Annotated in this window: 20 protein-coding genes; all 20 read right to left on the reverse strand. The window is 54.2% G+C overall.

Annotated elements, in window-relative coordinates; all coding sequences use genetic code 11:
* Positions 1–14 precede the first annotated feature (14 nt).
* The 20 genes from V3W40_RS28695 to pilL2 all read right to left on the reverse strand — a co-directional run bounded on the left by V3W40_RS28695 (position 15) and on the right by pilL2 (position 20,328).
* Complete coding sequence (locus V3W40_RS28695) at positions 15–2,255, reverse strand: DEAD/DEAH box helicase family protein (RefSeq protein ID WP_159932929.1); 2,241 nt, start codon at positions 2,253–2,255, stop codon at positions 15–17.
* 96 nt (positions 2,256–2,351) lie between these two features.
* Positions 2,352–3,809 carry a DUF6094 domain-containing protein gene (locus V3W40_RS28700; RefSeq protein WP_330216131.1) on the reverse strand — a complete coding sequence of 486 codons (1,458 nt, stop codon included), beginning with the start codon at positions 3,807–3,809 and terminating at the stop codon, positions 2,352–2,354.
* A gap of 22 nt (positions 3,810–3,831) precedes the next feature.
* Positions 3,832–4,431 (reverse strand): hypothetical protein, encoded by a 600-nt coding sequence (locus tag V3W40_RS28705; RefSeq protein ID WP_033902863.1) that lies wholly within the window; start codon positions 4,429–4,431, stop codon positions 3,832–3,834.
* 72 nt (positions 4,432–4,503) lie between these two features.
* Positions 4,504–4,785, reverse strand: a complete 282-nt coding sequence (locus V3W40_RS28710; RefSeq protein ID WP_033902862.1) for a hypothetical protein — start codon at positions 4,783–4,785, stop codon at positions 4,504–4,506.
* A gap of 65 nt (positions 4,786–4,850) precedes the next feature.
* Positions 4,851–5,468, reverse strand: coding sequence for a DUF3275 family protein (locus V3W40_RS28715; RefSeq protein WP_033902861.1), 618 nt, complete (start codon positions 5,466–5,468; stop codon positions 4,851–4,853).
* Positions 5,469–5,546: 78 nt separating this feature from the next.
* Positions 5,547–5,882, reverse strand: coding sequence for a hypothetical protein (locus tag V3W40_RS28720; RefSeq protein ID WP_033902860.1), 336 nt, complete (start codon positions 5,880–5,882; stop codon positions 5,547–5,549).
* Between the two features lie 100 nt (positions 5,883–5,982).
* Positions 5,983–6,432 carry a hypothetical protein gene (locus V3W40_RS28725; protein WP_159932932.1) on the reverse strand — a complete coding sequence of 150 codons (450 nt, stop codon included), beginning with the start codon at positions 6,430–6,432 and terminating at the stop codon, positions 5,983–5,985.
* Between the two features lie 97 nt (positions 6,433–6,529).
* The gene (locus tag V3W40_RS28730; RefSeq protein WP_074843790.1) at positions 6,530–7,066 is read right to left on the reverse strand and encodes an STY4534 family ICE replication protein; all 537 of its coding nucleotides are present in this window, start codon (positions 7,064–7,066) and stop codon (positions 6,530–6,532) included.
* A gap of 96 nt (positions 7,067–7,162) precedes the next feature.
* The gene (locus V3W40_RS28735) at positions 7,163–7,402 is read right to left on the reverse strand and encodes a hypothetical protein (RefSeq protein WP_033897295.1); all 240 of its coding nucleotides are present in this window, start codon (positions 7,400–7,402) and stop codon (positions 7,163–7,165) included.
* A gap of 306 nt (positions 7,403–7,708) precedes the next feature.
* Positions 7,709–8,008, reverse strand: coding sequence for a hypothetical protein (locus V3W40_RS28740; protein WP_082461427.1), 300 nt, complete (start codon positions 8,006–8,008; stop codon positions 7,709–7,711).
* A 932-nt stretch (positions 8,009–8,940) separates the two neighbouring features.
* Positions 8,941–9,381: a type IV pilus biogenesis protein PilM gene (pilM, locus tag V3W40_RS28745; RefSeq protein WP_033897294.1), complete on the reverse strand. Its 441-nt coding sequence runs from the start codon at positions 9,379–9,381 to the stop codon at positions 8,941–8,943.
* A 590-nt stretch (positions 9,382–9,971) separates the two neighbouring features.
* Positions 9,972–11,294 (reverse strand): shufflon system plasmid conjugative transfer pilus tip adhesin PilV, encoded by a 1,323-nt coding sequence (gene pilV, locus V3W40_RS28750; RefSeq protein WP_033897293.1) that lies wholly within the window; start codon positions 11,292–11,294, stop codon positions 9,972–9,974.
* Positions 11,284–12,225 carry an ATPase, T2SS/T4P/T4SS family gene (locus tag V3W40_RS28755; RefSeq protein WP_027606787.1) on the reverse strand — a complete coding sequence of 314 codons (942 nt, stop codon included), beginning with the start codon at positions 12,223–12,225 and terminating at the stop codon, positions 11,284–11,286. Before V3W40_RS28755 ends, pilV begins: the two co-directional genes overlap by 11 nt.
* A 10-nt stretch (positions 12,226–12,235) precedes the next feature.
* Positions 12,236–12,751: a type 4 pilus major pilin gene (locus V3W40_RS28760; RefSeq protein WP_033897292.1), complete on the reverse strand. Its 516-nt coding sequence runs from the start codon at positions 12,749–12,751 to the stop codon at positions 12,236–12,238.
* Between the two features lie 25 nt (positions 12,752–12,776).
* Positions 12,777–13,916 (reverse strand): type II secretion system F family protein, encoded by a 1,140-nt coding sequence (locus V3W40_RS28765; protein ID WP_033897291.1) that lies wholly within the window; start codon positions 13,914–13,916, stop codon positions 12,777–12,779.
* Positions 13,906–15,462, reverse strand: coding sequence for a GspE/PulE family protein (locus tag V3W40_RS28770; RefSeq protein ID WP_033897290.1), 1,557 nt, complete (start codon positions 15,460–15,462; stop codon positions 13,906–13,908). The genes V3W40_RS28765 and V3W40_RS28770 overlap by 11 nt, the downstream gene beginning before the upstream one ends.
* Before the next feature lie 12 nt (positions 15,463–15,474).
* Positions 15,475–16,047: a type IV pilus biogenesis protein PilP gene (pilP, locus tag V3W40_RS28775; protein WP_033897289.1), complete on the reverse strand. Its 573-nt coding sequence runs from the start codon at positions 16,045–16,047 to the stop codon at positions 15,475–15,477.
* Positions 16,037–17,368, reverse strand: coding sequence for a type 4b pilus protein PilO2 (gene pilO2 / locus V3W40_RS28780; RefSeq protein ID WP_033897288.1), 1,332 nt, complete (start codon positions 17,366–17,368; stop codon positions 16,037–16,039). Before pilO2 ends, pilP begins: the two co-directional genes overlap by 11 nt.
* Before the next feature lie 3 nt (positions 17,369–17,371).
* Positions 17,372–19,180: a PilN family type IVB pilus formation outer membrane protein gene (gene pilN, locus V3W40_RS28785; RefSeq protein WP_033897287.1), complete on the reverse strand. Its 1,809-nt coding sequence runs from the start codon at positions 19,178–19,180 to the stop codon at positions 17,372–17,374.
* Positions 19,180–20,328 (reverse strand): PFGI-1 class ICE element type IV pilus protein PilL2, encoded by a 1,149-nt coding sequence (gene pilL2 / locus V3W40_RS28790; RefSeq protein WP_074843813.1) that lies wholly within the window; start codon positions 20,326–20,328, stop codon positions 19,180–19,182. Before pilL2 ends, pilN begins: the two co-directional genes overlap by 1 nt.
* Positions 20,329–20,458: the final 130 nt, after the last annotated feature.

Raw genomic sequence — 20,458 nt, forward strand, 5'->3', positions numbered from 1 at the left:
AGGTGGCCTTGTGGTCATACAGCAATTAATTGTCTAGCAAGTGCCATTTCTACGGAGTCGCCATCCTGATTTAGAGAGTCGAGACCAGACTCCGGTACGTCTCCCGACGTGCTCTGAGCCACCGCGATCTTTTTGGCCATCAACTGCAAGCAGGTAATCTGCGAGCTTTGCGCATAGCCAAAAAACACCACCCGCACCGGGTGTTTCTGCCCGATCCTCCATGACCGCCGTGCTGCCTGCTGAAGGGTATAGACGTTATACCCGGTCTGCATGAACGCAATGGTCGGGAAGTCGAGCAGATCCAGTCCAGTTTTTACCAGCTCCGGGTTGGTGATCAGCACGTCGACGCCGCGATCAACCTGATCCAGGATCCAGTCCTCGCGCCTGGACGTGTCGACCGAGGCTCTAAGGACTGCCACTTTTAAGCCTGCTTGTTCCAACAACCGCTTGAGTCTGCTGGTGGTGTCTCTCGTCCCGGTGTACACGGAGTAAGCCAAAACCTTCCGATTCTTTGCTTTCTCCGATAGGCACAGGTCCAACAGCGCCTTCTCCTTCGGCATCAGTTCATCGTCTGCGAAAATCGAAGGAACAAATGCCAGTGTTTCCTTGGAGCGGGGGTGTTTCACCACCTCCGGCCGGAAACAGCAGTCAGGCCATGCCAGCAGCACGTTGAGTACCACACCCAAAAGTGTGGTATCCCGGCGAGCAAGTGCCTGGCGAAGTTCAACAGCCAATGTTCCGGCTAGCTTCTGGTAAGCCGATCCCTGATCCAATGCCATGGGTACGTCGACCAGTTCCTCCTGATAATCGGGCAAGATGTTTCCACCGATGTCTTTGAGCTTCAAAAAGACGGTGAACGGCAATACGAAACGGTGAATACCTTTCGGGCCGAAACCCGGAGCTTTCACTGTACGCACTGAGAGTTTTTTACCCTTGGCGGTTTTGTGCGACTGATTGTCCCGCTCGCTGTAAATATCCTTCAGCACGCCATGATCACGCATGAACGACATGGCTGCAGGTGCCATGCTGCCGCGTGAGTTTGGTCGGTAACCGTCCTCGATCATGCGGCAGGTAAGGATACGAAACAGAAGGTAGAACAGATCGTCGGCATAGCCCCCCATGAGCGTGCCCGTCAGCAGCACGGTTTTACGTGCTTTTGCTGCCAGCACTCCCATGGCTTGGCCCTGGGCAGAGCCGCTGTTCTTGTACTCATGCCCTTCGTCCACCACCAGCAGGTCAAAATATCCATCAGGCAAGTAGCGTTTGATGAATTCCGTAGGTTGATAGCCGCCTTCACCAAAGCCAAACTCAATGTTGGCCATGGCACGCTCCATGCGTTTGGCCTGCCGGTCGCTGAAGATGAAGTTGCCCTTGGCGTCCATTAGATTGATGAATTCGCTGACGTTATCGATCAGCATCGAGGCGAGAAAATCCTCCCCGAAGTCATTCAGCAATCTGTCTGCACGTATTGGGCCGATGGTCGGAATTCGGCACATCGACTTCAGTATGGTTGCTCGACGTGTTCCGTTTTCGGCCTTGCCTGGACGCATCAGCGTCCAGAGTTGGCCATGACAGTGAGGGCAGCTTTGACGGCGTTCCTCTCGGTGAAACTCTTCGACAGTGATCCTGTTGCCTTCTAGATCCTCCAGAAGACGGCCGCAATCTGGGCAGCCTGCAAAGCGGTGTCCGCCGGCTGAGCGACGTGACCAGCACGCGGGACGCCAGTGAAACCCCATCCGCATGCGCACGCGCCCTAGGATGAAGAACTCTTGCCGACCATCGTAGGGATCTCCCAGTTGATCACGCAGCTTGAGCAGTTTGACTAGGGTATCGGGGCCGTTGAGCACCCAAACCCGAGCATCTGGGATGGTTTCAAGAATCTCTCGCCGCCATTTATAGACCAGGTGAGGAGGTGATACGACCAGGGTGCGGCGGTAGCCAGCGCCGTGCATCACGGCCGCAACAGCAATGGCCATCATGGTTTTACCTGTGCCCATTTCGGCGTTGATGACAGCGGCCTGCTCGTTGTGGTCCAGCAGCAGTGCGGTTACGGCCTGGACAACCTCGGCTTGCGCCGGGAACGGTTGGCGTTTGAGCGTGTTCATGATCCGTTGCCGGATTTCGTTGATGTTGCCAGCGTAAACCGGTGGGTTAGAGCGGTTGAGTGAATCCAGCAACTCATCACCGAACTCGTCGATGAATTCGGTCAAACTGATGGTCAAAGGTGGGCATGCGGTGTGTGATAGGTCGTTCATGTTTGTTTCTCCGTAAGGAATGAAACAGGGCATGCACGACACCCCGACGGGTATGGTGAATACCCTGGGGTCTGTTAAGGAAATACCTTATAAGTGTCAGTAGTCCGATGGCAGCAACACGGTCGTGCTGCTCCGGTCCGCTTCCGTGATGATCCACAACCGTGTTTCATCGCCGGCATCGACGTTGTAGCTGGAAAACAATCGCTCCCCGGTAGTCAGTGCGCGCTGATTGCTGGTCCAGTCTTCATCGGGCAGTTCTCCCCAGTCACCCGAGAAATGGCGTCGTAAGTAAAGGCTAGGGTCGAGATGTCCTTGCTCTACTAGGTATTGCACCGAGTGGGTCATCACTAAGCGTCCGGGTTCAAATATCATCCGCGGTGCTTGGTTAGGAGTGGGAGTAGCTTCTGGTTCTTCAGGCCCAGTCTGTGGATCCGCCGATGAACTGATGGTGATCACCTTGCCGAAGTTGGTGGAGCCTGGCGTCATGTCCCATGCCCGAATAATGGGTACGAAACGATCTGTCAGGATCCTTACCTCTGAGACGTTGCCGTCCTGGTCTTCGGTGAACTCGGTCTTGCGGACCTTATCTTTGTAGGTGTCGCCCTTGAGTGCCAATACGCGACCGGTTTTGGATGTCACCACGCCGGATATCGCGCCGGCAGCCAAGGCCAACGCCAAGTGCCAACGCGAGAGTTCCCTTACGGGAGGTCGTGGCTGAGCGCCGCTTTGACCAAAATGCAGTGTGAAGTCCGGCCACATGCCACGAAGGCGTTTGACCTCATCGCTGAGCTGTTCAGGTTCAAGGCTGATACGGTAGAAGTGTTCCAGCTCAGTGGATGTCGGGAGAACCCTGTAGGGCTCCCATGGCCAACTCGTTGGTAACGCTTCCGCACTCAATGTGCCGGCGCCAATTGCCTGGAGGCGTGCGCGTACGTATTTGACCTCTTGCGGTCGAGCCAGGTCCTGGCGGCGAATACGAACACCGTAGATCACCACCTGTTTGAAGGTTGGATCAGCGGCATTGTAGATCCGCAGTTCAGTGAAGTGGTTGCACAACCATCCGCATAGCTCATCGTCCAGCACGTAGTGCGGAACAATCAGCACCATGACCCCACCGTACTGCAGCAGTGGAAGCGCCCGTTGATAGAACATCTTCTCCAGGCGCCGACGGCCGTTACCTTGGTACTGTGACGCACCTGCATGGTCAGCGACCAAGTCACCGTAGGGCGGGTTGAGCCAGAGCAGGCCAAAGGCTTGGCGGCTGATCATGGTGTCCATCAGATCGCTATGCAGCACGCGATCCAGCAGTTTCTTGCAGTGATTGGCACGTTCCTGGTCGTACTCGACTGCGTAAGTCTCTACGCGGTCACGTCCGAGCGCATGAGCCGTTTCAGCCAGCGCAACACCCTCACCAGCACAGGGATCAAAGATCCGCATCTTGCCAGTGGGAGAGGGTGCCAACGCCTGCAGGGTCCGTTCCAGCGTTATTTCGTCAGTGGGGTAGTAGCCATTGCGAGCGAAGTTGCGCGCCAAGCGTGGGAACATCAAGGCCATGATGAGGCTCCTGAATCAAGGCTCAAAACTGAGCGTGGGTTGAGAGTTGCCCTTGGCGAATGAGATCGCCTAAAGCAGGTTCGAGGACGTCGAGTTGCAACGACAAACGCCATGCCGCGACAGCGCCGGATGTTCCGGGCAAGAGCTGCAACATGTCGTGTTGGGTGAGCCAGTCCATCACCGGCTTCTGCCAATGTGGCAGCAGTGGTAAAGGGCAGGTGTCCTGGATCAACGGCCAAAGCCTTTGATGAGGTGACTGCCCGTTCTCAAGAAGGGCGTAGGCGAAGTGGTTGGCTCGATCCGGCTGCACGCAGCGTCGGTCGAACAACCAGAGGTGAATCAAGCTGCCGAACAAAGTCCCGCGCATTTGACGCGTGGTGCGTTTTTCCAGCAGATCGATGTTGGGAAAGACGGGGAGACTTCGACCGTCCACAACAAGGTGAAACTGACTCAGACCATCCTCGGCAGCGCCGAGGGTCAGCCTGGCCATGAACTCCTGCAGTGCCGTGTCACGGCCCCATGCAGAGAGAAACACCAAGTTGCGTTGCTCGTCACACGCGCAAGCGTCGACGAATAGGTCATTGCACTCCTCGATTGGGAAGAGCGGGGTAGGGCTGGGCATGGGAACCTCCATTATGAAGAGGGAACCCGCCCGGAGGGGCGGTGAGCCCCTCGGGGGTGTTATCAGTGAGTGTTATTGCTTGGGAAACAGCTCTCCGTCCGATTTGAACGTTTTATCGTTCGGGTCGAACGAAACCGTGTCGTTATGAAACAGAGGGCTGTGCCCAGTCAGAAAGATTTTTCCCAGGTACTGGGAGCGGAGTGCCACGGCGGCATCAGCTTGTTCAGCCGTCATGTCGAGCTCTTCTATGAAGAAATCCCACAGTTCCTCATCCGTCGATACTTCGTTGTTGGCAAGTTGATCGTCGATATTGTTCAGAACTGCAGCGGTCAGGTTGCTGAAAATTGGGTTCATATAGTGCTCCGTAAATGCGAAGGAGCGCCCATGAGGGAGCCCCTCAAGGGTGGGTGTTGAAACAATCAGAAATTGGAGATCGTCCAGACTTGTAGTTTGAAATCCAGCACGTAGCCGAGCTCGCCCAAGCGAGTGCATTGCTGACGTAAGCGGTGACGATCAACGGTGGTGTCAAGCTTGACGGTATCGCCCAGAGGCCAGATTGTGCCGAACAGGTCCGCATCTTGTTCTGCGCTGCTGGTCATGTTCGGCAGAGGCATCCCAAAGGGGGCATTCTCTGCTGCAGATGGTTCGACAGCGCCGTTTGCTCCCTTGGGCGACGCCAGCTTTTTACGTTGTTGGAGAGGCCTTGGCGGCGCTGAAGAGGTCTCTTCATCAATGGGGTCGGGCTCACTCGCAGAGAGCGTGGCAGCGTCTTCCGCTGTCAACTTATCCACATCGTCCAAGCTCATGCTTTCGAGTTTTGCACGAATCTCGACGACTAGCCGACCCGATGTCGAGTAGTACGAAGGGCGAATTTCTGTGATCAGGAAATCGCCTCGGTATTTACCCTCATTGTACTGATCGAGGAGCGCGTCTTTGATGACGAACTCACCGATTGAAGTTGAAAGTCGTCCTACGTTGAAGTCGCCGTTACGGCCGCTGATGGTACGGATGGCCAGTTGGCCTGGGATGTTGATCATGTGCAGCTCCACACTGCTATGAATGAAAAAAGCCCGACAAATGTCGGGCTTGGGGGAGTGCTGTGAATGCCGAAGCGGTTATGGGCAAGAAGTGTGCATTTCTTCTTTGAGTGAGATGTAGAGGTAGAAAACGCCAGGTGGCGATTCAATTCGGTCAAGTTTCAAGTCCAACCAGACTCGATCTGAGCTGTTGCCGTCAGGCAGCAGGCGATAGAGGCCGAAATGGATCAGGTCGCTGTCAGGTTGCAAATGCAGCTCTCGGTAGGCCTCCAGGACAACATCGCCCAGTCGCTGACTGATAACAGAGGCATCCTGTTGGTTTTCAATATGTACCGCTTCTTGCCAGGCCCTAGGGGTCAACACGACCGGTAGCTTGAGCAAATCAGGCGATACTAGGTGAGAAAGTTTTTTCATGGTCGACTCCAGGTGTGAAAACCACCTGGCCCATACGGGAGGTGGTTTCCCGTTGGGTGTGTATAGGGTATTAAGACGGTGATTTAGGCTTTGTATCCTGTCAGTACTCGTCGTCACATGGGCAAGAAATGTGTATCTCTTGGACTCGGAAGTCGAGGGAGAAAACGCCAGGTGACGATTCATTTCGGTCAAGTCTCACGTCCAACAAGACTTGATCTGAACTGCCGTCAGGCAGCATTCGACACTCCTCGTCAGGCCCAAGCGCGAGTAGCTGCACTTCTTCTGCTATCAGGAACCCTTCTTCTTCAGTCAAGCGTGAACAAACTCTGCCATTAATGGCCGCGTGTACTCCCTTATCCCAAGCTCGATTGAGCGAGGGAACGGTCTTGAACAACTCGGGTACGTTGGGCAGGCCGGCGCGGTATGCGTCGGCGCCTAGGATATGAGCCTCGATCACATAGATAATCTGATCAATCTTATTTTCAAAGATCACTGCTTTTGCATAAGCAACGCGTATGTCAAGAGCTTGTGTAAATAACGTGTTCATCATGGTGAGTCTCCAATGTATGAGAATCACCGTACCCAGAAGGGCGGTGTTCCCTTCGGATGATGAAAGGCACCCGAAGGGTGCCTTGCAACAGAGTGAATCAAGATGCCTTACGCTGCCGTTTAGCAGGCGTTGGCTCCGGTTGTTCCTCCGCAACTGGCTCGATTGCTTCTTCGCTTTCGAGTGGTGCTTCAGATTGCGCTTCGCCTTGTTCAGCAACTGTTTCAACTTCACGAGGCTTGGCTTCATAAACGGTTTGCCCGTCTACCTTGATCCAGCCGATAAACAAAAGTCGTCCTTTGAGGCTTGCTCCAGGTTGACCCTTTTTATCGCCTTTCTCATAGGTAAAAGCATCGGTCCAGATATCGCCGATACGGAAGCTCACAAGGACCTTCTTTCCTGCTTCAACGGCCGCTTGGCTGCGACGAATCAGCTTTTCAGCTTCGGCGCCGACAATGTTGCAGTCGATGTAGGAGTACTCGGCTTCATCTGTAGAACCGCGCAGCGCCGCAACGGTGACAGCCATGAATGGCTTACCTTTGCCGCGAGGTTTCACTTCACGGATACGGTTGAGGTAACCGATACCAGTGGTGTGAAGGTCGAAGAATTTGGCTTCGTTGGTTTGAGTAGTGCTCATGATGATTCTCCAATTTCGAAATAACAGAAAGCGGAGAAACACTTCGCCCTTGGGGGAAAGTATTCCCCGCGAGGGTGGTAGAGCTAAGGAGTTTGCTTAGTGCAAGAGTTTCATGGCAGCAATCAGCACACCAGTGGTGGCTGACAACATGACACCCATGCGAATGGTGAGTCTTACTTCGAGCTGAGCGATTTCAGCACGAATAGCAGTGATATCAGCTTTAGTGGCGAGTAGCGTGAGCATGTCGGTCTCCAAAGCCTCAATGACAGCATTAGCTTTCTGTTCCGATACGTTGATCGAGATCAGCGCTTGGTAGAGAGCCAGTTCGGTTTTCATCAGACCTCCAAAAAATTGAGAGGCCTGCCCTGACGGGGTAGGCCCGTCATGGGTGGGGGAAGGTGCTTCCATCGACTTAGTCGACTGACCGCGCTGCCGGAAGCTATGGCGATCTTGGGAATGGATCAATGCGGTAAACCGCATCGTAGTCTCTCGGATCCAGACTACTTGGGCATGTTGCTGACAACGTCAGCGATACATGTGCAGATCATGAAAATACGAATGCCGCTTGTCAAGCCCCTCCCGTAAAAACTCCAATGAAGCCTTCCCAACGGGAAGGCTTCCTACGGGGAGAGGATAAGCGGCTTAGCAAGTTGCAGATGTCAGTGATCGCGCAATGGGTTTCTTACGAGACCGGCGAGCGGGTTTTTCGACCACTCGTGTATTTGCCGCGTACCAATGGTTCAGATCAACACCTTTACGAGCTAATGCTGGCAGGTGATCCATTTCACGCACCAGGCGATCGGGTACGCAAGGTGGAGGAAGCAATGGACCTGCTTTGGCATGGATAGCGGTAGGGGCAGCGCTAGGTTTTCTCATGGCGCGCAGGAAACTACGCGTGACAGTGCCGATCGCGAAACCCAAGCTGTAAGCGAGTTTGGACATGGTGATTCTCCTGCAGGTTAAGTGCGGAGAACACACTGGCCCTGTTGGGGAAGTGATTCCCCGCGAGGTGAGTTGCTTAAGGTGCTTCTATCGACAGTTGCCGACCGACCGCGCTACCAGAAGCTCAGCGGTCTTGGGCGGATCAGACACGAAAATCGTATCGCAGTCTTCAAGATCCTGACTGCCTGGGCATGATGCTGACAACGTCAGCAAAACACGCTCATATCATCGAAGGGGGGAAGTGATGTGTCAAGCGGGAAGGAAAATTCGGGGGAAGGCAAAAGCAGATTTAACTGAACAGGAGAAGCTACCGAGAGTAGCTGGGTCAACAGTCACCCTCGGTTGTAGTTAAGACACGTCTTTCAGAAAAAAATACCACCTGTGAGAGATTGAGAAGTCATCGATCCCTGGGCTGTGATCTAAACGTCTCACTTCCTACACCTGGCCGATTATCGTGGCTGAGGCCAGCAAACATAAGGCACGCATCCGCGCACAAAAGGAGCCCTGCGTTTCGCCGGCGGGCCACCGGCAGGGAAAAGCGGCTACCAATGGGTAGCCTGATCATCCTTTGCAAGACGATCAGGCTACCCATTGTGTGAGCTTTAAAAAGTATGGGCCACAACACCAGTGTGGCCCTTAGACTACGGTGCTTCGAACCTCAACAAAGCCCTATGTGCCTATGAACTCGCAATTCACGAGTTAGACGGCTGCGTGTCTGGCTTGGACAGGGAGACACAGGGAGAGCCTTGAATCAGGTCCGCACGCCCTTCCCGGAGCTATGCGTGCTTTAGGGTTGATGATGAGGCACGCCGCATCACCGGGCGCTACTGATGACCGCCAGTAGCCAGCGGGGTGGAAACTTTGTCGCGTTCATTATGTTGAGAGCCCGAGGTATATGCAACCTCGCACCGGATACAAAGACGCTAATCAAGTCAGTTGACTGCCACGGCTGCGCCTTCAGGAATGACGTTGGGGAGAATGATGTCTGTTTTTCCCGACCTGGGCGAAATCAACACTCCTGCTCGGTTCACTCCTACTGTGATCGACTGGGTTCGCTCCACCAAAGCTGCAGGTAATCCTGGAGGTGCCGTACCCGCAAAGTAGGTATAGCTTTGTCCCGCAGATATGTAGGTCATAACCCCTGGAGGTTTTGAAAACCATGCTGGCAGGTTGAGTGCTTCATCAGCCGGCGTCCCTGTATACCCGGCGTTTGCCTTCGCATACTCAGCTGCTGCGGATCTATAGACGAGCAAATTGCGACTCAGAGAGTCGAGGGTCGCATAGTCTGTGATTTGTTCGGATTGCTTTTGCTGTTGATTGAACAAACCCACAGCGATCAGCAGGATTGTGAGAACTGCCCAATTTAGCGACATGACTGAGCCTCAAGAGTGTCAGACGTAATTGTCACCGAAGCTCAACCAGATCGTCTTGGGAAAATACGAGGTCGGGCTACAACAGATTTTGCTGCTTCGGACTCTAGTCGGCTGACGATAATAGTCAGGCCCTCAGAGTTCGAAAGCTAAGCTCGTATTTGCCGAGCTAAAAGTAAAGAGTAATATAATATAATGCAGGTGGTTACAATTATTGCTGTAAGTTTTAAAGGGCGTCGATCTGCAAAGGAAGTGGTCTTTCTTACTTTGTGGGCTGCTGAAATAATATCAGAGGTTTTTACGCATATAACTCTATATCGTCCTGATCCTAATGGGGTAAGGCGATAGGTGTGATCTCCTACCTCGAAGGCTTCTAAGCCCTTAAGGGCCGGAGCCCATAATGCGCTTGAGCAAATCCGGCTTCTAGAATTTAGCCATGCTTGCAGCTGATGATCATTATATTCAGTGCCATTCTCAAGGTGGTCCATCAAGCAAGTACCTGTCAGCAGCATAGGAAAATTGGTTTTACGACCAGATCTCATCGCATATGAATGAATATCAACAAACAAAACGCAAAAGTATTCGTGCAAACACTATTTTAGGCACTGCCAATAAAATACCCCAGCCCAACCAGCTCTGACCGCGTAAAGAAACCAGTTCCCAGCTCCGTCCCGATACACTTGACCGGACTCGTCTTGACCCACGGCCGCAGCACCAGAGAGAGTACATATAGTCCAAGTTGAGTCAGCAATAGCACAAACGTTTGGATTCCATCCGCCGTAACCCTGGCAGGCGCCGGAGATGTAGTTTTTGAATTTTGCCCCGGTGATAGTCCACACCCCGGATTGGCACGAAAGTGGGATGCCCGCCGCATTTTTTGCCATGAGCCTGTTGTCATTGCACGCTGCTCCCTCTGTCGCTTGGCCACCGATCGATAGAAATTCATTGGTCGAGAGACGGCCGTTGGCACTAATGGTGCCGGTCGAGGTGACCTGTCCAGCAGCAACTGTCCCACCTGTAGAGAGCCCTTTGTTGTTATAGACACGCACCCAGTCAGAATCGGACTGGTAGATGCCTCCACCCCATTTCTCGCTGTACCAGCCAGTATCACCTCGAGTTCTGAACCAGCCCCCTGTGTAGGTCTCGCCAGTGACGTTCGCAGTTGCTGCGGATACAGTGTTCGTCGCTGTCACATTTCGAGCATTGACGTCAGCGCCTGTGGTCACATTGCCGGTAGCCGTAATTGCAGCCGCATTGTTGATATTGTGGCCGCCTAAACTGAGGTCGGTGTTCATGGTGTTGAGCTCGGGATGTCCCGGCACCGCGTTGCGATATAGGTAGTCATTGGCGAGTTGTCCATCCATCAGGAACAATGCGCTAGCGGTATGACCTGGACCAGGGTTGATAGAGTAATTACTTAGCGCTACCTGCCATCCCCCGCGTACACCCTGAACGATGTTAGGGTTGGTTGAAGAAATGAAACCACCAGGTCCGCCTAGATTTTCAGCGATGACACGAATGCCCATTTCTGGGATTGTTTGCCCACCTGTGGTGACGACGATCACCTCCAGTTGGTTGGGATTAGGCTTCCGGGCCAGGCCGAGAATGGTCTGCCCGAAGGTATTGGTGGAGCTAAAACCTGCAGGAAGATAGCTGGTGTTGATCAGCATCGGAACGGTAATTTGCGCTGGTACGGTCGCTGTAGCGTTGTTCAATAAGGCATTGAAATTGTCCTTCATGTATTTTGCCACTGCTTCAGAGATGGTTCTCTGTTGATCTGCGGCAATGCGGTAATCCTGACCGTCCATTTGCCTGATTTGCCATATTGTCGCCAAGGTGACGACGACGGAAAACACGATCAATCCGATTGCCATATCCAGGCTCAAGAACCCCCGCTGTTTGTTTTTACTGGTCATTCCAGAGGCTCCTAGAGGATTGGTGAGCGATGTCTTGTTCGAGTAGGGTGATCTTCCCTGCATGGACTTTTTCTCGAATGCCCGGTCCGTCAGGGTCAGTGAAAAGCAGACTCTGCAACGTAAGTCGACGGCTCCCATCAGTCCCCATAGACAGAGACTGGTGAATGACCGCTACTAGGCCTTTGGAAAGCAACTCTCGGGCGTTATTCAGCAAGGGCTGGGCCAAGGCCGAGATTCTTTCAATGCCTTGAGTGACGCTGCCAGCATGGCCTGTACAAATAATAAGATGACCATTTATTGATGCCTGGATGACTTGAGCCGCGGTCGAGCTGTCGCGAATTTCCCCGACAAACAGCAAGTCAGCTCTCGTGCGCAGCGCCAAGATCAACGCCTCCTCGTAGCCTCCCATACGGCGAGAAACTGGAACTTGAATACAGCGCCCTTCACCGTGTCGACCATTCAGATAGGGTTCTGGGGGATCCTCTACAGCCACACAAATTCCACCCCAGGCCTCAAGGCGAGCCTTTACAAGGGAGGCCGCGCTTGAAGTCTTTCCTGTGCCCATTTCTCCGCAGATGAAGATCAGGCCGCGTACAGAGTCGCTCATCAATGCATCCTGCAGATAATCTGGCAGGCCTAGCATGTCCAATGGTCGGATCTGAACCGATGACTTGCTCAGGACGAATACTGGTTTACCGTTCAAATCCAGTAGTTGGGTTACGCGTAGGACTACGCCATCTTCAATCAAAGCGAATTCAGGATCCTGAGTAGCAGCGTGCTTTTCCTGACACTGCAGCCGCAAGCGCTCGAGGTCCGCACGCCATTCGACTGGTGCTTCAACTCTTCGCGCATGCCCAGGAAGACCTTTGGCATCGGCAAATCCCTCGCCTAGGTACAGGTCGACGAATTCAGCATCGGAGATCACGCTCACACAGGGCTCCTTAATACGAAGTCCAGGCAATGGTATTGGCGTCCGATGAGCAACTTGTAGCCGCTGCCACTGCAGTGATTTCTCCAGCAATGGCAGTACCACCGTTGATTGCCGTCGTCGTCTGTTTGTCCTTGGCCATATTTGAGGCGAGGGTGATACAGGCATTTTTCGGGAGGTTGGATTCGGTGATCGTAAAGGTCATGCCGTTGCTCACTACGGTCACAGCACCGTTCCAGCGGTTGGACAGGGCATTGCCGTTGATGCTCATGCCGCCGGTAGCTTCGAGGTTGATTAAGGAGGGCGCCAGGTTGGTGCCGGCAGTGGCGTAACCCGTAGTACTTTTCAGTCTTTTGGTATTGCTGAGCAACGTACCGAGGTTGCTCTGTTCGATGGTGACGTCCGAGCTGCCGAACGTTCTGTACCCCATAAAGACGATGAAGCCGAGCGCCACCGCAATCAGCATCAGCCAGAACATTCCGTCCAGGGAAAGGAAACCTCTTTGGTTTTGGCGAATATTTTTTGGCATTTTCAGTACCTCATTTGAGTTTGGGTTAAAGCGTTTCAGTCACAGTGCCGGCCAGCTGGAAGATCCCGATCACCACCAGAATCATCATGACCCCCATGGCCATGGAGGACACTCCGATGAGAGACTTGGCGATAGCCTCGACTCGCTGGAGGGTTTGCTCCAGCCAGCGGTTGGAAAACCGTTCCATCGACTCGGCGAAACCTTTGCGTATGGCAAGTACTTCCAGAAAGTGCATGGCCATGGGGTCTGGAAATTGATGACCCGCAAGCTTCAGCGCAGTACCGAAGTTTTTGCCGGCGCTGACGCCGTAATGAATGGCCGTCAGCCGCTCCTTCAGCCAGGGAGAAGCATTGCGCTGAAGAGAGGTGAGTGCATCGAGCTGGTTGATGCCGGAGCGCAACATCACGGCCATGTTGAGCAAAAAGATGGAACCGTGAAGTGCCTTGTAGACCGACCAAGGGGGAAGGCGCTCTGCTCGGACTCTCAAGACCTGGAGCAACTTGTTCAACTGCAGCTTCCATGACGGGCTGGCGGCCGTGATCTGAAGCCCGCAAAACACCGGAAGGGTGATGATCGATACGAAGATGAAGATGACGACCGCGATCAAGGTCACCAGACCGTAGTGGGTCACGAAATTCGATAGGGCGTAGAGGAACGCCGGTACACCCGTCCAAGCTTCGGGGTTAGACCGACGTGTCATGGAGGGCACCATCCACACGGCGATCACATATAGCAGCGCCGCCATGACGCTCCACACAACGGATGGGAACACGGTGGCCGAGGCTACGAGTTTGCTGATCCGTTGGCGTACTTCAATGATCCTCACGCAGTCACGACAAGCCTGCACCAGGTTGCCCGTGTCTTCACCGGAGGCGATCAGTGAGTTCTCGTCGTACGGAACCCAGCCTTCGCAGGATATGCTAAGGGATTTCCCATCTTTTACAGATTGCGCGATGTCTCTGCAGGCTAGAGATACGGGGTGCAATTTCTGACCGTTATCGCTGAAAGCTCTGGCGACCGTGTGCAGCGCGTCCTCAAGTGACACACCATCCTCAAGGATGCCCATCAGGCTCTCATAGAATTGGATTCGCTCGTTTTTGCCGAACTGCTTGGCATAGAAGACTTCTGCCCAACGATTCAGCATCCCCCTGACGTCACTTATCATGAGAGAGCTCCAAGGTTTGTCGATCAAAGTCCAGTGGGCCTACCATCATTTCCGCGTGGCGCGGATCTACCAGGCCTTGCTTGAGTTTCATGATGGTGTGGGCGGTTTTGGTGATGCCGCCCATTTCCTTGACCCAGTGGCGACGTGCTGCACTCGCACCTTGCTTATTGAAAACCTGCATAAATTTGAGGTCGGTAAGGAGTGTTTCAGCAACTGCGGTGCGGCTAACGACGCCTAAGCCTTTGCAGTGTGGGCACCCGGGGCCTTTCAGGTAAATCAGCTCGATCGCCTGCAGGTCGTGCAAGCGCCGCGTCAGCGCAGCGCTGAGCTGGTCCAGATGTGCAGATGCAGGTATGCGGCAGTGGTGGCATAGCTCAGGCAGCAAAGACTGATTCACGACGCTGGTCATCAAGGCCGGGTCAGTGACCAGGTAGCGATCCACCCCCATGTCGATCAGACGCTGCAGGCCGGCTACGGCATTGTTGGTGTGCAGTGTCGAAAGTACCAAGTGACCGGTCATTCCGCCACGGAACGCCGCTTGGGCTGATTCAAGATCCCGGATTTCCCCGTACATCAGAATGTCGGGGTCCAGCCGCATGGTGTTGGTGATACCTGCGTTCCAGGTTTCACCAGGGCCCAATGGCGACTGGTTGGCCATGATTGGATATTCAGGCGGATCTTCCATGGTCAAAATGTGTTTGGTGCCACCACATTCTTCATGCAGTAGGTTGAGGTTGACTTGTTGGGACTTGGACTTCCCGGAACCTGTGGGGCCAGTAATCAGGTTCACCCCATAAGGCAAACTTCGGATGCGGCTGAATGCCTCGATCTGCTGGGGAAGAAAACCGAGCTCCTCAAATGTCATTTTGGTTTTGTCGTCGTACAGCAGACGCAGAACCATCAGGGGGCCGTCAACCAGCGGCCGGGTGGCAACCCGGGCGCCGAACAGACCAAGCTGTTCGACATAGGCTCGTTTCACCCTGGCGTCCTGGCTCACCTGCGGCTGATAGTGGTCCTTAGCTACATCGCACATGCTGTTGTAGAGGGATGAGCAGAGCTCCATGCCCACCTGGCTCTGATGCTGCTCTGCCTCCCACAAAAGTCCGTGTATGCGAAAAAAAACTCGAGTGATGTCGTGGCCAACGACAAAATGAACGTCGCTCGCATTGCGCCGGTGGGCCTCTCCCAGCAGTTGTACTACCTGGGCTTGGCGTTTTGTATCGGTGGACAGGGTTTTACCATTTACATCCTCATTCGCTTGGTACAGAGCCTTGATCGTGCTCATGGAGCAGACCTTGACTTCGAAAGGATGATTTTCGTGTTCCAACTGATCCTCGAATGCCATGACATAGGCATCCGTTTGATGTTGGGCAGACACAAACAGAATCCCATCGCTGGTCAGCGCACACAGTTGACGCAACTCGGGTTTCAGTTCAAACGGTCCTCCAGTAGCGGTCAGCAACTTTTTGTGCGAAATCAGAATTTCCACAGCAGGCTCGTCGGAGCCTACTTCCGTTGCCTGGGGATTTTCGGTCGGGATCGTCATAGCATTGGTCTCTCAGCGTTGGCCAGGGATTAAGCCAGGCAGCACAGGGGCCGACGCGGTGTTGCTGACTGCGGGGTTATTGGCGTTGCCTGGGACGACTGGAGGAGTATTGGAAAAACCGAGGGGATAGCGCTTACCGCTTCGCTCAAGCGTCACGTTGTCGAAGGTGAGGATTGCCACTCGGTAACCCCCAGGCAATTCCCTGGAGGAGGTATCAGCGTCAATCTCAACCCCACCGCTGTAGAGAAGGGTGGCGCGTAGACGCTTTGCTGAGCCGAAGACGGCTTTTACAACAGGCAACTCAGGCTGTGAGTCAGCGCTGCGGGCCGAGGCAGAAGTCGGAGGCGTGAGGTAGCCTTGAGAAAAAATCATTGGCGAAGGCTGCGCCGTCGCAGTTTGGTCTTCGCCGTTGATGGATCTTTCGGCTTTGGCCTTCTCGGCCTTTGCGTTCAACAGAATCGTCTGGCTTTGAATGATGGCCAACTCGCCGACGTTTACCCCGGATGGCGTGTTTTCGCTCGCCCAACAAATGGGGGCTCCGAAGGCAAGGATTGAACACCACAAGCGCAACGTCTTATTTCGCATAGAGGTCACCTATTACTGACCAGACAAGGTGGCCAGCCTGATATTGGGTTTTGATTTCACGCAGGCGTAGGCCTTGACTGGGCGCACCGGATAAAGAGTCCAGTGGGGTAAGCCCGGAGGTGTAACGCAGTTCGAATAGCTTCCATTGAGGAGGTGGCGGCGGCGGTGGTGCAGGCTGACCAGGAATGGCTGGTTTAACGGGCACAACAACCGGCATCTCTTTCAGGGTGGGGGTCTGCATGAAGCTATGCAGCCAAGACGATAGGTTTGCCAGCATTACGATCGCTTCTTCAAGCGGTTCATCACCAGCGGCAGGTAAGGAAATGTCGAGCTTCAACGTGGCCGAATTACCCTCGTCAAAGAACGCCGGCCTATCAGAATAGTGGCCTTGAGTGGCCTGTATCAGTTCGTCGGCCGTGCTATTGCCCGAGCGTGTGTAAGAGGACAGGACCTGTGCGCCATCGCACACGGCACTCGTGAACATCCATCCCTTAATGGATAGTGGCGATTGATAAATACCGCTGCTACAACCACCTAAGAAATCTTTAACAGAGGGACGTTTGGCCCAGGGATGTTCAAGCGCTTGGGGAGGTTGCTCCACACCCGATTCTTTTTGCAGCCTGGCCAACTCGGCTAGACGTTGTTGTTCAGCCTGGAACGCTGCCTCCTTGGCTATTTGCTCCTGATGGCTCTGCCATTGCGCCCAGCCAATGACGCCGACTGCGATCAGCGCTGCAAGAATCGAGAGCTGCACCAGCTCGGTCTTGGAGAGCCCAAATACGAGCGGTCGAAGTCGATATTCACGTTTGAGTTTCTCGGGCTGGAGCAGATCCTCGACGTCCAGAGGATGCCCGCCCATCTCAAACTCTGGAGGGAGGTACTCATGGCTGAATTGAATGCCGCGACTGCGTTGTTGCACGACCCTGCGCCGCACTTCGGCGCCTGTACCGATCATGTCACAGCCTGAAATCACACCACCTTGGTACACTGCAACCAAAGCGTACTGGTCAAGATCCGGGGCCGTCTGCCAGGCCGCAATCCACGAATCACCCAACTGTCCAGCCAGAGTCGCAGCAAGCGAATACATGCCCTTGGTGACGCTGTCGCTGTGCGCCACAAAACCTGCCTGAATGATTGCAGGTGTTCTGCGAATCGCGACAATGTCCAGTTGGTGTTCGCGGCCATACTGACGTGCTTCCTTCATGTGACCTGTGACGCTGCCCAGCGGATGCCAGCGCAGGCCTGTGACGAAAGATTTTCCTCTGTGCTGCAGTACCTGGACGCGAGCAGAGCGCGGGCTTTTAGACACTTCCGAGACCATGACTTACCCCTTAAAACCTGCGCAATGCAGTACTGGGCTAGGGCAAGAACCCCATGGGGCATTGGCAGCCGGTAAATTCAGGGTGCTAGGGTTTGCGGAGTCGTTATCGACAACAGGAGTAATCAGCACGACTAGCACGTTATGGTCTGTGCTGCGAATTCGACTGCCACCTAAACCGAAGAAACCTGGGTCACCTACACCAGACTTGGTTGCGTTTTCGCTGTTCTCCTCGAAACCAGTCAACACCAGTGTTTGACCGCTGCGTAGTCGAACTTTGGGAGAGAGGTTCCTGGTGTCGTAATCGACTGTCTGAACGCTGGAGCCGTTGCTGGTGAAGGGGGTGAAGGTGGGTCTGCTGCTCATGCTCAAAGTGATCATCAGCAGCAGGTTGTCCTGGTCGATAATTCGAGGTAGTAACATCATGTTGAACCCGCTGGTGATAGTCGCGGGAGTCAGTGATGTAGACGATCCGACGGAGGCCGTTGTGGTTGTGGAACTCGATGCAATATAGCTTTGCACGTTCCCGACCTGGATAGGGGCAGGCTGTAAATTCAAAGTTGTGACCGAGGGCGACCGGACATTTGAGACGCGGTACTGTTCGGAAAGGGCTTTAATAATCAGATTGGAACCAGCCCAGGGAGAGTTTGAAGTATCTAAAACATTGAACGAGCTCGAGACCGCATTGGTGCTAACTCCAGTGGTGGCATTTTTTAGGGAAAAGCCCCACTTGCTGCTCAGATTGGTGTAAACCGCCGACCAATCCAGGCCTGTTTGATCCTTGTCAGAGAGGGTCACCTCAAAGACTTTGACGTTGAACAGAACCTGGCGGGTGATGCTGCGGTTGATCGAGTTCAAGTATTTCGAAACGTTGGAAAGAACCTCTGGACGATCACTCACCGTCAAGGTGCCAGTGGATCGAGAAAGGAACATCCGACCTGGTGGTTGCTGGCTTAGCATTGCCTTGACGTTCTTTTCGATATCCCCGATCAGTGATGTTTTGATTGAGACAGTGGTGCTTTGGTTACTGCCGGACTCACCCGACGCACCTGATGACGAAGATCCTCCACCACCACCTGAGCTCCCACTGCCAGATGAGGTCAGCAAGCCCGACTTCACCGTGCTTTCAATGACCTGGTCATCGCCAAACGCCCAAACATCGAACGTCTTGGTGTCGAAGTAAGTGATATGCACGCTGCGGTCGTCGGAGGAATAGCTCCACGCTAAGCCTAACTGAGCGGTCGATTGATTAAGCAGTCCTGACAGCTTGCCGCTGTACTTGATAGGGAATGTGCTGGGAGCAATTTGTCCGACCATATTCATGGAGCGTGCATTGCCCGGCACGTTGCCAATAACACCAGCAGGCATGAAGTTGGACAGGTTGTCGGGTTGATTCATACTCGGGGGAGCGGTTGGGCCTGGGTTCCCTTGTGTTGCACTGGTAAGGACGCTTGGATCGATGGCATCAGGCGCTACGATGACGGGAACGCCGCACTCGCTGGTGATGTAACGCGCAATCTCTGCGATTCCAACGTTATAAGCAGGGCGATAGGTGATGTCGCAATCCATGGTCAGCGGTAACCCACGCTTGGTAACCATCGGTTGTTTTGAGACCCAGGGTTTGTCGCTGAACACCACCGTAGCGCGCGCGGGCTCTTGCTGCTGATTTCTCAGAAACCGGCTGTATTGCGAGGCGGTCGCCGCATCATTTTCTGCGCGACTGGCTGACTCATTCACTCGCTGAACAGAGCAGGAACACACTAGAGCCACAATGAGCGATATTGCTGTGCCTCGGATCCAGAGACGCGCAGTCATCATTTTTTCCTCTCTGCAATGTAAATCAGCATCTGTGATGAACTGCCGTCGACCACAAAGGACCGTGGGGCCGAGTCATAAAGCGGGAAAATTTCTCTTATGGCCTCTTCGAAGCTGCCCTCGAATCGAAGTGGTGCGTCAATTGGGTAATCAAGATCATCGGTCTGCCAGATCAGTCGCCAGTGCGCTTTTTCAGCCCAGCCTTCTACGGTTTGACGAAGTGATGATCCAGTTGAAGCCGTCCATATCTGGGCCAGCGGCTTGGCCGCGGCGGTGGCTGCAATAGCTGGAGTAACCGTAATGGGTGCAGCGATGGCTGGAGTCGCGGGAGTCGACGCTGCAGCGGACTTGGTACTCGAACTACTGGACTTGCTCGAGGCAGAACTGGGCGCCGGCAAGGCAGGCGTTTGTTTCGTTGCGCCCTCCTTGGGGATCACAGCAGGAGAGGGCATCGGTTTGGAGGAGGATGTATTGGTTACAGATGCAGAGACCGTCGTGTTCTTTGTGAATGGCGTTGTTTGCGGTACAGCGGCGATTACTACTTGGCCGGCTGAATCATTGCTGACTGTGGTTGCGGCAACGGTTTGAGCTGTGGAGTGGGCATTGAGTTGAGCAACCTGCGTCGATGCAGGCCGTGAAGAGTCAGGGAGCTGATAACCAGGGCGTAGCACGTAGCAAACCTGACGGTTGACCTCGTCGACCTTCACCTGCCAGGCCGGACCCGCGAGCACTTGTAGGGTGTTGCGCAGTGTCATTGGGCCGAGTTTGTACTGAGCTGCTGGCAGTGGCCGGGTGTAAAGGATGTTGACGTGCCCAGTGTCTGCCGAGCAAAGCGTATAACCTGATCGATCCACCACGTATTGCATTGCATCGTGCACATTTGGGTGCATGTTGGCAGGGATGCTGATGTCGATAATTTGGGCCATCAGGTCACGTTGGCCAGAATCTGGCAAGGTACTGACCAGGGTGTAGCGGCCATAGCGCACTACCGGTTCTTTTTCAGGTACGGCGCCGCTAGGGTAGAGGTCTGGCGCCAACATGTCCGGATTGCGACTGCTGTCGAAAGCGGGCTTGGGTGTCTGTGCCGTTTGGGTCGTGCAACTTGCGATTAACGCGAGCAGCGAGAGCGTGGTGACGTGCCTGATCATGTGCCGAGAGGCCCCCTTTGATGATGGAGGGCACGGTGGCAGGCAGCTAGCTAGGATGCAGCAGTAAATAGATTATTCGGCTTGGGAGGATTTATTGATGTTGATTCTGATAGCACATCAGTAATTTTTG

It is taken from the genome of Pseudomonas sp. AM8, assembly GCF_036346475.1.
GTDB lineage: Bacteria > Pseudomonadota > Gammaproteobacteria > Pseudomonadales > Pseudomonadaceae > Aquipseudomonas > Aquipseudomonas marginalis.

Bases quoted from the DNA above. Each gene is read 5' to 3' on its own strand.
- V3W40_RS28695 (WP_159932929.1), bottom strand. From the start codon at position 2,255: ATGAACGACCTATCACACACCGCATGCCCACCTTTGACCATCAGTTTG.
- V3W40_RS28700 (WP_330216131.1), bottom strand. From the start codon at position 3,809: ATGGCCTTGATGTTCCCACGCTTGGCGCGCAACTTCGCTCGCAATGGC.
- V3W40_RS28705 (WP_033902863.1), bottom strand. From the start codon at position 4,431: ATGCCCAGCCCTACCCCGCTCTTCCCAATCGAGGAGTGCAATGACCTA.
- V3W40_RS28710 (WP_033902862.1), bottom strand. From the start codon at position 4,785: ATGAACCCAATTTTCAGCAACCTGACCGCTGCAGTTCTGAACAATATC.
- V3W40_RS28715 (WP_033902861.1), bottom strand. From the start codon at position 5,468: ATGATCAACATCCCAGGCCAACTGGCCATCCGTACCATCAGCGGCCGT.
- V3W40_RS28720 (WP_033902860.1), bottom strand. From the start codon at position 5,882: ATGAAAAAACTTTCTCACCTAGTATCGCCTGATTTGCTCAAGCTACCG.
- V3W40_RS28725 (WP_159932932.1), bottom strand. From the start codon at position 6,432: ATGATGAACACGTTATTTACACAAGCTCTTGACATACGCGTTGCTTAT.
- V3W40_RS28730 (WP_074843790.1), bottom strand. From the start codon at position 7,066: ATGAGCACTACTCAAACCAACGAAGCCAAATTCTTCGACCTTCACACC.
- V3W40_RS28735 (WP_033897295.1), bottom strand. From the start codon at position 7,402: ATGAAAACCGAACTGGCTCTCTACCAAGCGCTGATCTCGATCAACGTA.
- V3W40_RS28740 (WP_082461427.1), bottom strand. From the start codon at position 8,008: ATGTCCAAACTCGCTTACAGCTTGGGTTTCGCGATCGGCACTGTCACG.
- pilM (WP_033897294.1), bottom strand. From the start codon at position 9,381: ATGTCGCTAAATTGGGCAGTTCTCACAATCCTGCTGATCGCTGTGGGT.
- pilV (WP_033897293.1), bottom strand. From the start codon at position 11,294: ATGACCAGTAAAAACAAACAGCGGGGGTTCTTGAGCCTGGATATGGCA.
- V3W40_RS28760 (WP_033897292.1), bottom strand. From the start codon at position 12,751: ATGCCAAAAAATATTCGCCAAAACCAAAGAGGTTTCCTTTCCCTGGAC.
- V3W40_RS28765 (WP_033897291.1), bottom strand. From the start codon at position 13,916: ATGATAAGTGACGTCAGGGGGATGCTGAATCGTTGGGCAGAAGTCTTC.
- V3W40_RS28770 (WP_033897290.1), bottom strand. From the start codon at position 15,462: ATGACGATCCCGACCGAAAATCCCCAGGCAACGGAAGTAGGCTCCGAC.
- pilP (WP_033897289.1), bottom strand. From the start codon at position 16,047: ATGCGAAATAAGACGTTGCGCTTGTGGTGTTCAATCCTTGCCTTCGGA.
- pilO2 (WP_033897288.1), bottom strand. From the start codon at position 17,368: ATGGTCTCGGAAGTGTCTAAAAGCCCGCGCTCTGCTCGCGTCCAGGTA.
- pilN (WP_033897287.1), bottom strand. From the start codon at position 19,180: ATGACTGCGCGTCTCTGGATCCGAGGCACAGCAATATCGCTCATTGTG.
- pilL2 (WP_074843813.1), bottom strand. From the start codon at position 20,328: ATGATCAGGCACGTCACCACGCTCTCGCTGCTCGCGTTAATCGCAAGT.